This window comes from Enterobacter cloacae complex sp. 394F7, from assembly GCF_057320385.1.
Map to the genome: position 1 here is coordinate 1 of NZ_JBXWCS010000027.1, position 13,130 is coordinate 13,130.

Annotated in this window: 9 protein-coding genes and 2 pseudogenes; 5 read left to right on the forward strand and 6 right to left on the reverse strand. The window is 59.7% G+C overall.

The annotated features are described in order from the left end of the window. The 3 genes and pseudogenes from AC2FAK_RS22570 to AC2FAK_RS22580 all read right to left on the reverse strand — a co-directional run. A partial coding sequence (locus tag AC2FAK_RS22570; RefSeq protein ID WP_485453330.1) for a PAAR domain-containing protein occupies nucleotides 1-3,200 on the reverse strand: 3,200 nt, incomplete at its 3' end. Between the two features lie 17 nt (nucleotides 3,201-3,217). Beyond that, nucleotides 3,218-3,655 carry a DcrB-related protein gene (locus AC2FAK_RS22575; RefSeq protein ID WP_095454662.1) on the reverse strand — a complete coding sequence of 146 codons (438 nt, stop codon included), beginning with the start codon at nucleotides 3,653-3,655 and terminating at the stop codon, nucleotides 3,218-3,220. A gap of 72 nt (nucleotides 3,656-3,727) precedes the next feature. Further along, nucleotides 3,728-3,964: pseudogene (locus tag AC2FAK_RS22580) on the reverse strand (efflux transporter periplasmic adaptor subunit); the annotation flags it as partial. A gap of 189 nt (nucleotides 3,965-4,153) precedes the next feature. Here AC2FAK_RS22580 and AC2FAK_RS22585 point away from each other — a divergent pair. The 4 genes and pseudogenes from AC2FAK_RS22585 to AC2FAK_RS22600 form a co-directional block, all read left to right on the forward strand. Beyond that, nucleotides 4,154-4,600, forward strand: a complete 447-nt coding sequence (locus tag AC2FAK_RS22585; protein WP_095454663.1) for a PAAR domain-containing protein — start codon at nucleotides 4,154-4,156, stop codon at nucleotides 4,598-4,600. A gap of 23 nt (nucleotides 4,601-4,623) precedes the next feature. Beyond that, on the forward strand, nucleotides 4,624-6,015 hold the full coding sequence (locus tag AC2FAK_RS22590) for a PAAR domain-containing protein (RefSeq protein WP_095454664.1): 1,392 nt from the start codon (nucleotides 4,624-4,626) through the stop codon (nucleotides 6,013-6,015). Then, on the forward strand, nucleotides 6,016-6,408 hold the full coding sequence (locus AC2FAK_RS22595) for a hypothetical protein (RefSeq protein ID WP_170942736.1): 393 nt from the start codon (nucleotides 6,016-6,018) through the stop codon (nucleotides 6,406-6,408). 59 nt (nucleotides 6,409-6,467) lie between these two features. After that, a pseudogene (locus AC2FAK_RS22600) lies at nucleotides 6,468-6,689 on the forward strand (helix-turn-helix domain-containing protein); the annotation flags it as partial. Here AC2FAK_RS22600 and AC2FAK_RS22605 read toward each other — a convergent pair. Then, the gene (locus AC2FAK_RS22605; protein WP_058651683.1) at nucleotides 6,686-7,576 is read right to left on the reverse strand and encodes an oxidoreductase; all 891 of its coding nucleotides are present in this window, start codon (nucleotides 7,574-7,576) and stop codon (nucleotides 6,686-6,688) included. The pseudogene AC2FAK_RS22600 and the gene AC2FAK_RS22605 sit on opposite strands and share 4 nt — an antisense overlap. A gap of 105 nt (nucleotides 7,577-7,681) precedes the next feature. Here AC2FAK_RS22605 and AC2FAK_RS22610 point away from each other — a divergent pair, with 105 nt between their 5' ends. After that, entirely contained in the window at nucleotides 7,682-8,803 is a 1,122-nt protein-coding gene (locus AC2FAK_RS22610; protein WP_095454666.1) for a YbdK family carboxylate-amine ligase, read from the forward strand. Here the strand turns inward: AC2FAK_RS22610 and AC2FAK_RS22615 are convergent. Together AC2FAK_RS22615 and AC2FAK_RS22620 are read right to left on the reverse strand one after the other, a co-directional pair. Further along, nucleotides 8,754-11,888 carry an efflux RND transporter permease subunit gene (locus tag AC2FAK_RS22615; protein WP_095454667.1) on the reverse strand — a complete coding sequence of 1,045 codons (3,135 nt, stop codon included), beginning with the start codon at nucleotides 11,886-11,888 and terminating at the stop codon, nucleotides 8,754-8,756. The two genes, AC2FAK_RS22610 and AC2FAK_RS22615, sit on opposite strands and share 50 nt — an antisense overlap. Nucleotides 11,889-11,897: 9 nt before the next feature. Further along, nucleotides 11,898-12,962 (reverse strand): efflux RND transporter periplasmic adaptor subunit, encoded by a 1,065-nt coding sequence (locus AC2FAK_RS22620; protein ID WP_095454668.1) that lies wholly within the window; start codon nucleotides 12,960-12,962, stop codon nucleotides 11,898-11,900. Between the last annotated feature and the right edge of the window lie 168 nt (nucleotides 12,963-13,130).

Sequence of the window (13,130 nt, forward strand, 5' to 3'; positions counted from 1 at the left end):
TGTTCATACAGTCCGTTGCGGCGGCTGACCAGGTTGCCCCAGTGGTCGTATTTCATAAACAGCGCCTGCCAGTGCTGCAGGCGGTTATCCGTGACCGGTACCGGATCGTCATTGGCGGCGAGGTTATCCGCGGCGTCGTAGCTGAACTGCGCGCGGCTGTGCCCCTGTCGGGCCTCGTAGTGCTTCAGCAGACGCCCTTCGGCGTCGTAGCCGTAGTCCACCTCACCGCGCAGGGTGTCGCTGACGCCGGAAAGCTCGCCGCGCGCGGTGTAGCGATACAGGCGTTCCAGTAGCGCCTGCTCCGGCAGGGTCACGTCCGTACTTAGCTCACTGCGCTGCAGGGTGCGTCTGCCAAGGCTGTCATACTGACGGAGCTGCTCGCGCGCGCCCTGGGTGCGGCGCACCTCGCGGTGCAGGCGGTCGCGGGTGAACTCGGTCACCAGCTGCTGCCCGAAGCGGATGGCGCTGACATGGCCGGAGCCATAGTGCAGCCAGGCCAGCTTTTGCTCGCCGGGCAGCGTCAGACCGGTCAGATTGCTCAGGGCATCCCACTCGTAGCCCACCGCGCCGTTAATGCCGGACTCGCTCAGCACGCGCCCGGCGGCATCGTGGCGGTAAGCAATCTCATCGCTTTCGATACCCAGGGCAACGCCTTCGGCGGTTGGCGTGCGGCGGATGTGGGTGATCTGGCCGCTCAGGTCGCGGACGTAGCGGTACTCCGCGTGGCGCTGAGTGCGCCCGATCAGCAGCCCGCTGTCGTCATAGCTGAACTGCTGGACGCGGCGGGCAATACCGCCGTCGGCGGCAGGTCGGCCGTTTTCTTCGAGCGCGCAGAGGAACCCTCGCGCGTCCCATTCCATATGGCGCACGGTCTCGTCCGGGCGCGTTTCGCTGAGCGGTCGGCCCACGGCGTCGTAGGTGAAGCGGTATTCCGCCCCGTTGCCGTTATCGAGCCGCAGCAGGTTACCGCGCGGGTCGTAGCGCCACTGGCGCACGCGGCCAATACGATCGGTGAGGCTGACCGGGAGGCCGAGCGCGTTATAGGCCCAGCGCACCTCGCTTTCCAGCGGGTCGCGCCAGCCCGTAAGCTGGCCGCGTTCGTTCCACACCAGCGACTCGCGGCTGCCGTCCGGATGGATCACGACGCTCAGCAGCCCGGCGTTGTTCCACTCCCGACGCGTGATATTCCCTTCCGCATCCTCGCTGGCAATCAGCTGCCCGAAGCGGTCGTAGGTGAAGCGGGTCACGCTGCCGGAGCAATCGGTGCGCTGCGTCAGCAGCCCCTGGATGTTCCAGACCAGACGTACCACGCCGCCGAGGGCATCGGTGATGCTCTCAGGCAGGTTCTCTTCCTCATCGGGATAGTGATACGCGGTGGTGTTACCGGCCGGATCCGTTTCCGACAGCAGACGACCGCGAAGGTCGTACATGGCCTGCGATGAAGTACCATCCGGGTGGACCGTCCGGGTGATGCGGTCGGTCAGACGATACCAGTAATATTCTGTGCGACGGCCTGCCGGGTCCGTCTCACTGGTCATGCGGCCATACTTATCCCAGGTAGTGCAGCGCATCGCACCACCGGGCAGAATGACATCGCTGAGCTCGCCGTCGCGGTAGACAAACGTCGTCTGGCGGCCGTCGTAATCCGTGAAACGCGCGACGTTGTCGTCGTCGTCAATCAGCCAGTGCGCCTGCGCACCATCATCACGAATGGCGCGACGGATGCCGTTTTCAAAATCGTATTCGAACGTCAGCTGTTCGCCGCCGCTGTGGCGGAAACCGACCACGCGCGGCAGGCCGTCAATCTCCCGCCAGCGGTATTCGCTCAGCAGCCCGTTGGCGTCCTCGTGGGCGCTCATCAGCCCGTCCTGCCAGCGGAAGCGTCGGCGCACGCTACCGCCCCGGCCGGTCACACAGACCAGCTGGCGCTGTTCATCATAAGCGTAACTGACCAGGCAAATCTCGTCATCCAGCCAGGCGCTGGCGAGCCTGTCACGGTCGTAGCGGCAGACCACGCGCTGGCCCGCGCTGTCGGTCAGGGCATGCAGGGTATTATCCGCATTCCACTCGAAGAGGATATCGTTGCCGCAGGGTTCTGAGATGCGCTGAAGCAGTGACGGTGCGTCATCCTGCAGCGGCGCATAGTGCCAGCGCTCGCCGCTGACGTCATACACCGACCAGCTGTCGTCATGGTGATGTTCAAGCCAGTTTTTTTCGCTCTCGCAGTAGGTGCGCATCCCTTTCGGCACGTTCGGGAAGGCAACGTAATCGCCGGACGGCGCACGCCACACCAGCCCGTCCTGATAGGGCTCCAGTCGGCTTTCCCAGAACAGGCTCCAGCCGCGGCCCAGCACGCTGTCACCGGGGTTGCCGCTGCGCCAGTAGCGCTGCCAGCGCACCGGCAGGCGTGACGGCAGAACGAAATCGAGTTCATCATCCCCGCTGAGAAACTTCTGTCCGCTGACGATATCCACCGGACGGGCGATGATCCCCGCGGCCGCTACGCCGGTCATCAGCGTGCCAGCGCGGCAGGCGATACGGGCCAGCTTATTGATCCCTGGGATTTTGCCCAGCAGCTTAGAGAGCGCCCCGACTTTGCCGGCGGCACCGCCCCAGCCACCGAGAAGCCCGGCGAACAGCAGAGTAAGATCGGAGACTTTATAGAGCCACTCGGGCACTTCAGACTGAATGGGCAGGGTTTGCTGCGGATCTCCGCCGATGAAGACGTTGTCCGAGCCGGTCATCACCTTCGCGTCGCAGGTGGTGCGATCCCCGATGCGGGACGCAGGCTGGCTGTTAATCGAGACGCGCTTAGAGCCTTCGGCCATCTGCTGCGAGCCGTCGTCCGAGCACTTCACCGCGCTGTCCGTCGCGATGGCGGCGGGTTTGCTGTTGATAAACACATTGGGCGAGCCGGAGGTGATGACACCTTTCTTCGTCATACTGGATGCCCCGGCGTCGGCGATACTGTCCCGGGCGGCGGTCGCCAGCTCCCCGGTGTAATACCCCACGGCCAGGCTTGCGCCGACGAGCAGCACACCCACGCCAAGGCAGGATGCGCCGAGACCGGCAATAAACATCGCCCCCGCCAGAATGCCCCCGGCGGCGGCAATCAGGCCACCGACAATCGTTCCGGCAATCATCCCGGCCAGCGCACCGGAGTGGCCGATATCATCACCAACGCGTGCAGCTTCAAACATAACGACTATCCCTGGTGTTAATGGTGGAAGCGAAAGCTCCTGAGAAGATCGCCGAACAGCGCGCAGTCCGTATCGCCCAGCGTACGGGTGCAGGTCATGGTGAACACCAGAATGTTATCGCCCTCGGCATTAAACACGGCCTGCTGCTGCCAGATGCGTTTCCCGTCGCGCAGATAGCTGGCGTGGACAATTTCACCCTGCAAAAGGCCGTCGCCGAGCGTTGCGGCACTGCGTTCACCCTGCTTCCAGCCCTTGATGTGTTTTGCCATCAGGGCGAGCTGGCGATCGATATACGCGGCAAGCGCTTCGCCGGAGTTGAGGGTATCACGGGAGATGTTGAATGCTGGCGCATCCGCTGCAGGCGGCGCGAAGACATTGACGGTACGATCCTGGTAGCCCTCGGGAAAAGCGATCATTCCTTCATTAAACAGGCACTGCGAAGATGGTTCTGACATTGAGCGGGTCCCACCACATTTTTTCAGAAGCGGTAAGTTTCGCATATGTGTTTAAGGCTGACTATCCCCAGATTATTGTCCCACCGCCACGCTCGCCGACAGGCCCGCCACCAGCTCAACCCCCTTCGGTAAGGTGTCGATATGAATGCGCACCGGCACGCGCTGCGCCAGCCGCACCCAACTGAAGGTGGGCTCCACGTCGGGCAGACCCAGCCCGCCGGTCTCGTCATTGTTATCGCCAATCCCATGACCGATGCTCTCCACGTGCCCCGTGAGGACAGGGTCATAACCCATCAGCGGCAAGTGCGCCATGATAATTGGCCGCCGCGACGACGCTTAACGTCAGCGTATAGCGAGCCAGTAAAGAGAGCAGTGATTTCATGACTATAACCTTCTCTTACGAAACGTAGTTTCACTTAGATTTAATACTTGTTGTGCATGTGGTCATTGTTTGTAAAATGACCGCAGGGATTATTTCCATATAAAGTAGAGGGATTTATGCAGCAATACACCAACGAGATCACGCCTGAAATCCGAGAATCCTCCTCACAGGAACACTACGACGAAGATTTTTTAGCAAGCTGTGACAGCAAGACACGTGAAGAGCTTGAGGATTTTAATAAACAAGTTAGTCGCCCATTAGCCTCCATTTTCCGATTCGCTGTAGTGGGAAGCATTACCCGCAACGGGGGAGTGATCCGCAATGCTTCGGCAGGCAGTCCAACTGGTGGGTATAAGATGGCGCGGGTTGGAGATAGAGTTGTTTACGCTGACGGCAGTGAAGCCACTATTATTTCCGGTGCAGGTGTAGCGCGTTTAATGCAAGGCGCATCTGCGGCACTGGTTGGCAGTATGCTCGATAACGGAGAAGAAATAATCTCAACACCACAGTCCAGCGGCAGACTGGTATTTCGTGAAGGTGATACATTCCCGAAAGGATTCTGAACCATGCCAGGGAGTAAGCACTGATGGGCGTTAAGGGGTACTTTTTATTCAGGGGCGATAAGACAGTATGCGGCGGTAGGATTATTGAAGGATGGAGTGATCATCAGTTTTTCGGTAGAGACATGTCCTGTGAAGGTCATCAAGTGACCTGTGGTAAATATCCAGGTCGTTACCGTATCTGTGGCGGGCTTGATACCGACTATATACATGGTAAAAGGATCGCCGGAACGCTGCACAGCTATAGCTCCTGCCCCTGCAAATCGAAATTCGTTCCTTCAAACTTTGACGATGGTTACGAACTTGGTGGAGAAGAAACAGTAACATACACTGATCTGTCTCACCCCGTAGGGATTCCTGTACTCCCAGAACCGATTGAATCAGAACCGGAACAACACGCCCAGACAGCGAAGAAGAAAACAGGCATAGACGCTGGTTTTGCCGTTCTCCCCTATGGCGGCACTACAGAAGCCTGGCAACGTCTGCTATTCACCGAAAACCCGCCAGCGGGAGCAAAGGAACTATTCGCTACGCTGAACGGCCCCGATGAAAAATACAAAGCTGGTTCGATTATGCTTCTGGTTGATCCTGAAAAGCAGGACGAGGAACAGATTGCCCACATGAAAGCCGCGAAAGCGAGGGTTGATGCAGCGTTAGAACCACTGACTATCCAGGAAGCTAACTTTCTTCATAAGAACAAAGACACCATTGATCTGTTTACTTCACGTGCCAGTACGACAGCCGGGGTTGCTTCAGATGCTGCTGGTAAATACTTTGAGAAGATCGAAAATGTTTTGACCAGGATTCAGCAAGCGTACAAAAATCAGTACATTACCAGTGGATCATTGATCAGCGAACAGTTCTATGTGCAGAGGCGGCAGCTATTCGGTGAACTTGATAGCATTCTCACTGATTTCACCCGTCACAAACTCGCCTTGCAAGACTACCCGGACATCAAGCGAGCATTAGGACTATCGACCAGTTCTATCACTCACCGCTGGAATCAAACGGGGGTTGCTGACATTGAAGGCTACGCCACCTTCATGGAGAACGCAGCAAAATACGTGAAGATGATGAAAGCAGTTGGCTATGTCGGTATTGCTCTCGATGGCGCTAACAGGCTGGACAAAGTTTATGAAGCCTGCACCGTTGGGAGCGATTGTGAAAAAGCGGCATTTACTCAGGTCGGCGGATTCAGTGTTGGTACTGCTGCGGGTATTTACACATCCTCAGCAGTGTATAGTGGAGCCACTGCGGCATGTGCGGTAGTGCTCGGCGCGTTAACTGTAGAAGTCGGAGCCGTTGGCGCGTTAGCATGTGGCGTAATAGTTTCTGGAGCCGTTGGGTATGGTGTCGGTGAAGTTGGCAGCAACGTTGGGGAGTTTGCAGGAGAGAAAATTTACGAGGTTGTTAAATAAATGTTCACTCTCTCTGATCTGATTATCTGCGGATTCGCGGGGTTAAGCCTCTGCTGTGGTATCGCGGTCGCGTTCCTCTCATTTCTCAACAAAAAGCGCTTCTCCGCGATCTGCACGCTGTATAAAGAAAAGTTTGGTTCTCTCCCTGCCGGATCGATTATCTTCGATAATGCCGATTCTATAGGGTTTAGCTCAGGTTACGCAGCGAAGATCAACTTTATCGTGAACCCTTTGATCTTTGGTAAAAGCTCAGTTGACAGTACAAATGATGATGTTGCATTCATCAAAGACTTGCCACCTCACCTCAAAAACTGGTTTATCGTCGAGTATGCTTTCTCCGTTTTAGGATTGGTATCAATCGTTATCGCCGGAGCAGTGTTGTATTTTCGATAGCATCCCTTTAAGCAAAAATACAGGAACAAATTGATTTTAAATATATTTTTATTTTATTTGCGCGTCTGATGCAGCGCGAGACCGGGCTGAGCTTTGGGCGATGGCGGCAGCAGCTGCACCTGATTATCGCCCTGCAGGAGCTGGCGAGCGGTGCCCCGGTGCAGAATGTGGCAACAAAACTCGGGTATGAATCCGTGAATGCGTTTATCACCATGTTTCGCAAAGCGATGGGCACCACGCCCGCGCACTACTTTGCCGAACGGAAAAACAGCGGCCGTTAGCCCGGCCCCTCGCTCCCCGCCGCCAGCAGCGGCACTATCACATCGCTGATGGGCACCGGAATACCGTGCGCGCGGCCATAGCGCTGGATCACGCCGTTGCGGATATCCCACTCCAGTGGGCGGTTGGCCTGACGGTCGGCAAGGATCGAGGTGCCTAAATCGGCCGGTGCGCGCTGGAAGTTCGCCAGGATCTCCTGCGCAACGTCATCATTGAGCGCTGCCCCCTCGGCACGGGCGACAGTAAGGCCTTCGCGCAGATACGCCAGCCCCAGCGCGCTGATATCCTCGCGCGAAAACATCCCGGCACGACGGTTGGCCAGCACCATCAGCCCGGCCACCGCGTTTTGCAGCAGCTTGCGCCAGGCGACAGTGGCGAAATCAGCCGACAACTCAACCGCACAGCGTGTGCCCTGCAACGCGTCTACCACCCGTTTTGCCTGCGGAACGTCCGGCAGCGTCAGGCGCGGTTTGGCGCGCAGCCAGACGGAGGCATCCGGCTCGCGCTGCGCCGGGAACCAGACCACCGACGGCAGCACCGTTGCGCCATTAACCCACGGCTCCAACTGGGCTTTCTGCTCCACGCCGTTTTGCAGGGCGCAGACCACCGTGTTTTCATCGCACAGGGCGCGAAGCCACCCGGCGCTGTCGGCGTTCTGCGTCGTTTTTACCGCCACAAAAACCAGATCGGCGGGACGCGTGACGACGGACGGGTCGGTTAATACCGGACCCGGCACGACCGTTTCACCTTCGTCGTCGCGCAGACGCAGTTCAGGATGTGCGGTGCGTCCGCACAACTGCGGCGTGCGGCCAGCGTCATGTAGCACCGCGGCGATGGTGGTACCAATTGCACCAGGACCAATCAGCGCAATCACTGGATTGTCAGACATGGTTAACTCCCCTTTTCGCTAAGCCTGCTAACAGTTATACCACTGTAAAAAGTGAGCGCCACGTCGTTGTCTATACTCAACACACGACAGACAACGGAGTGCGCCATGCCTTTACCCGATTTCAAATCCTCTGAACCCTATACCCTTGGCATCGAACTCGAGCTGCAGGTGGTTAACCCACCGGGATACGATCTGAGCCAGGACTCTTCCGCGCTTATCGCCGCCGTTAAAGACGACATCAAAGGCGGTGAAGTTAAACACGATATCACCGAAAGCATGCTTGAGATTGCCACCGGCGTGTGCCAGAACATCGATCAGGCGGCGGCACAGTTCTCCATGATGCAGCAGAGCATTTTGCGGGCGGCGGCGGAGCATCATATTCAGATCTGCGGCGGCGGGACGCATCCGTTCCAGAAGTGGCAGCGGCAGGAGGTGTGCGATGACGAGCGCTACAACATCACGCTGGAGCGCTTTGGCTATCTGATTTTACAGGCGACGGTGTTTGGCCAGCACGTGCATGTCGGGTGCCGGACCGGCGATGACGCGATTTATCTGCTGCATGGCCTGTCACGCTTTGTCCCGCACTTTATCGCCCTGGCCGCCGCATCATCCTACATGCAGGGCACGGACACAAAGTTTGCCTCCTCGCGACTCAATATCTTTTCCGGGTTCCCGGATAACGGGCAGATGCCGTGGGTCAACAACTGGCAGGAGTTCGAGGGGCTGTTTCGCCGCCTGAGCTCAACCAGCATGATCGACAGCATTAAAGATCTGCACTGGGACATCCGTCCCAGCCCACATTTTGGCACTGTTGAGGTGCGGGTGATGGATACGCCGCTGACGCTCGGCCATGCGATCAATATCGCCGGGCTGATCCAGGCGACATCCCACTGGCTGCTGACCACCCGGCCGTATAAGCATCAGGAGAGGGATTTTCTGCTGTATCGCTTTAACCGTTTTCAGGCGTGTCGCTACGGGCTTGAGGGCATACTGACGGACGTGCATACCGGCGAGCATAAGACGGTGGCGGAAGATCTTGCCTGGCTGCTGGAGCAGGTTGCGCCATCGGCCGAGAAACTCGGCGCGACGAGCGCGATTAAGGAACTTGCCCTGCTGTTAAAGCAGGGCAAGAGCGAGGCGCAGCGCATGCGGGACTTTATCGCCGACGGCGGCTCGCTTATTTCTCTGGTTCAGAAGCACTGCGAGCTGTGGGCGACGAGTCCGTAAGGCTATGCCCCCACTCGCGCAGGCGCTGGAACAGCACAAACAGTGCGGGGATGAACAGGATCCCCACTACGGTCGCCACCAGCATACCGCTGAATACCGTAGTACCAATGATGCGACGGCTTTGGGCACCCGCCCCGGTCGCCAGCATCATTGGCAGGACGCCAATGATGAACGATACCGCCGTCATCATTACCGCACGGAAGCGGCGTGATGCCCCCTCGCGAGCCGCATCGACAATTGCTATCCCCTCCATGCGCCGCGCGCGGGCAAACTCGACGATAAGGATCGCGTTCTTGGCAGCAAGGGCTATCAGCAACACCAGGCCAATCTGCACATACACGTCGTTGGCGTAGCCGGCTATCCACAGCCAGACCAGCGCCCCGCCGATGGCGAACAGCACCGAGAGCATTACGCTCGCCGGAAGCGTCCAGCTCTCGTACTGGGCGACGAGGAACAGCCACGCCATCACCACCGCCGCCAGCACGATCCAGATTGCCTGATTGCCGGTCTGCTGCTCCTGGTACGACATGCCGCTCCAGGCGTAGTCGTACCCGGCGGGCAGACTCTGCGCCAGAATGTCGCCCATCGCCGCCATCGCAGTGCTGCTGCTCACCCCTTCCGCCGCGGAACCGCTCACCGACACCGACGGAAACTGGTTGTACTGCTGCAGGAACGGCGCGCCAACGGTGGGCGTGATGGTCACGAGATTACTCAGGCGCACCCGCTCACCGTTGTTGCTGCGCACAAACAGCTCGCTGATTTGCCCGGCGCGCTCGCGCCACTGCATCTCATTTTGCATCACCACGTGGTAGACGCGGTTGTTGACGCTGAAATCGCCGGCACGCGTGCCGCCAAATGCGGTCTGCAGGCTGCTGAAGATGCGTGACACCGGTACGTCGAGACGCGCCGCGCGCTCGCGGTCAACGGTCAGCGTCAGCTGCGGCACGTTGCTGCTCCAGGTGGTGAATACGCGGCTCAACTGCGGATGCTGGTTGGCTTTCACCAGCACCTCGCGGGTGATGCGCTCCAGCTCCGCCGGGCTCTGCCCCGCCTGCGCCTGAATACGCAGGTCGAAGCCGGAAGCGTTGCCCAGCCCCGGCAGCGTCGGCGGGGCAAAGGTCATGATGGTTGCTTCCGGCAGCGCCAGCAGCTGGCGCTGAAGGGTACCCATCACTTCATCCAGCGGCGGACGCTCGCTCCAGTCCTTCAGCATGATGGAGATAAACCCGCCGTTGGAGGCGCTGGTGCCGTTGAGGATGTTAAACCCGGAGACCTGAATCACGTCTTCCACCGCCGGATGTTTAGCAATTAATTCGCGTGCCGTAACCATCACCGCCTCGGTGCGCTCCAGCGAGGCCGCTTCCGGCAACTGAACGCTGGCGAAGAAGTAGCCCTGATCTTCCTGCGGCAGGAAGCCTTTAGGCATCGACATAAAGCTGAACACCACCACAGCCGCCGCGCCTGCGGTGGCCAGCAGTGCCAGCCACGGACGAAGGGTGAATATACTCACCATGCGGGAGTAGAGGCTACGCGTGGCCTCCAGCCCCCGGTTGAAGCCGCGGAAAATCGCCGCGGGCTGCGCCGGACGCGGACGCAGCAGCAGCGCACACAGCGCGGGTGTCAGCGTTAGCGCCACCAGGCTTGAGAGCGTTACGGCGGTGGAGAGCGTGACCGCAAACTGGCGGTACAGCTCGCCGACAATCCCCGGCAGCAGCGCCACCGGCACGAATACCGCCAGCAGCACCAGCGTCGTCGCGATCACCGGCCCGGCAATCTGGCGCAGCGCCAGCGCGGTCGCCGCCGTCCGGCTCTGCCCTTCCGCCATCAGCGTTTCGACGCTCTCCACCACCACGATGGCGTCATCCACCACCATGGTCAGCGCCAGAATAATGGCGAACAGGCTGAGCGTGTTGGCGGAATAGCCAAGCGTGTAGAGCACCGCAAAGGTGCCCACCAGCGACACCGGAATGGCAAGGGCGACAATCAGCGTGGCGCGCCAGCTCTGCAGGAACAGGGAGACGACCACCACCACCGCCAGCATCGTCAGCGCCAGGGAGACGCCAATCTCTTTAATGGTGGCAGCCACGAAGGTGGTGGTGTCGAATTTCACCTCATAAACCAGGTCGTCCGGGAAGCGCGTCGAGAGACGCTCCAGCTCTGCACGCACCGCCCCGGCGACGCGCAGGGCGTTAGCAGACGGAGTGGGGTAAATGCCGAGATAGGCGGAGTCATGCCCGTTCAACTGCGCGCCGGAGCTGTAGCTGCGTGAGCCAAGTTCGATGGTGGCAACGTCCTGCAGGCGCACCAGTTGCCCCATCTCGCCCGCGCGGATGATGATGTTGGCAAACTCTTCTGCCTGGTTTAAGCGCCCCAGCCCGTTGATGGTCAGGGTCTGCTGCTGGCCGTTAAAGACCGGTGGTGTACCGACCTGGCCTGCCGCGCCCTGCACGTTCTGCTCGCGCAGCGCCTGCGCCACGTCGTCGGTGGTGACGTTGAGCGCGTTCATGCGATCGGGCCGCAGCCAGATGCGCATGCTGTAGTCGCGCGCGCCAAACATCTGCACCTGCCCGACGCCGGGCAAACGGGACAGCGCCTCGCGCACCTGAGTGCTGGCGTAGTTGCTGACAAACAGCGGCGTGTGGGTGTTTTCCGGTGAGTAAAGACTTACCCCCATCATCAGGTTGGTGGCGCGCTTGCGCACCTGCACGCCGTTTTGCTGTGCCTCGGCCGGTAGCTGTGCCGTGGCCTGCGACACGCGGTTTTGCACGTCGATGGCGGCCAGATCCGGGTCTGTCCCGGCAGCAAACGTGATGTTCAGACTGTAAGTGCCTTCATCCGAACTGGTGGACTCCATATACAGCATGTGGTCCACGCCGTTAAGCTGGGTCTCCAGCGGCGTGGCGATGGCCTCGGCCACGTCAGCCGCGCTGGCCCCCGGCCATGACGCTGACACATTCACGACCGGCGGCGTGATCTGCGGATACTGCTCCACCGGGATTAGCTTCAGCGCGATAGCCCCCAACAGGGTAATGACCAGCGCAATCACCATCGCAAAGCGCGGGCGTTTGATGAAAAACGTCAGCATGATGGCTCCTTAATTCAGTATCTGGACGGCAGCGCCGGGCTGAACACGCTGCACGCCGTCAGCGATCGCTCGCTCACCAGGCTGTACGCCAGAGGCGATCTGGAACTGCTGCCCGATCTGTCCGGCGATCGTCAGCGGACGTTTTTCCGCCTTGCCGTCGGCGTTTACCACCCAGGCGAAGAAACCGTCGTCATTCTGCTGTACGGCAGCGGCGGGCAGCGTCATAACAGGCGTTGCGCTGGCGGGCCGCAGAAAAACATTCACATTGCCGCCGGGCAGCAGCTGATGGCGTGGATTGGCGAATTCGGCGCGCAGCATTACGCTGGCGGTGCGCGGGTCGATGCGGTTGTCCACCGACGTCAGCTCGCCGACGATGCGCTGGCCGTTGCTGTCAATTAACGCATGCCAGGCCTGCTTCATGGCGCGGAGATCGGTATGCTTGCCGACTTTAGCGGCAAAGGCGCCCTCTTCCAGCGCAAAAGCGATGCGGATCGGATCCAGCTGCACCACCTCCACCAGTACGCCGCTTGCGGGGTTGACCAGGCTGCCGACGTGGAAGTTGCTGTGCCCCACGCGCCCGGCAATCGGTGATGTGATGCGCGTGTACCCCAGCGTCACGTTGCGGGTTTCCAGCCGGGCTTTCGCCTGTTCCAGCGCAGCGCGGGCAACATCGCGCTGCATACGGGCGTTATCCACATCGTGGCGGCTGATGGCGTTGTTGTTGCCCAGGCTTTCAAAACGGGAGAGCTGCTGCTGCGCCTGCCGCAGCGTGGCTTCGGCGCTCGTCACCTCGGCCTGAGCCAGACGCACGGCAGCACGCGGCTCGGCATCATCCAGTTCGAACAGCACGTCGCCTTTTTTCACATATTGCCCGTCGCGGAAGTTGATTTTGGTTATCACGCCTTCCGTGCGTGCGCGCAACTCAACGGTGTGAATCGCCTCGATGCGGCCCGGGATCTGGCGCTCAGCAGCGTGGGTAGTTTGTTCCACGGTGGCAACGCGAACAGGAATGGCGGCGGCAAAAGCAGGTGGCAGGGTGAAGGTAAACAGTGCGAACAGGAGTGGGAATTTCATGGGAGTACCTCAGGGTTATTACCCTCACCCCGGCCCTCTCCCACCGGGAGAGGGAGGTCAGGGTCCCCTCTCCCGGTGGGCTGAGGAATCCCCAGAAAATTAGATATGGATAAATGGTTGTTTATTGTTCAAAAATGGAGCTAAAAACAACCGATAACTCGACAGAAG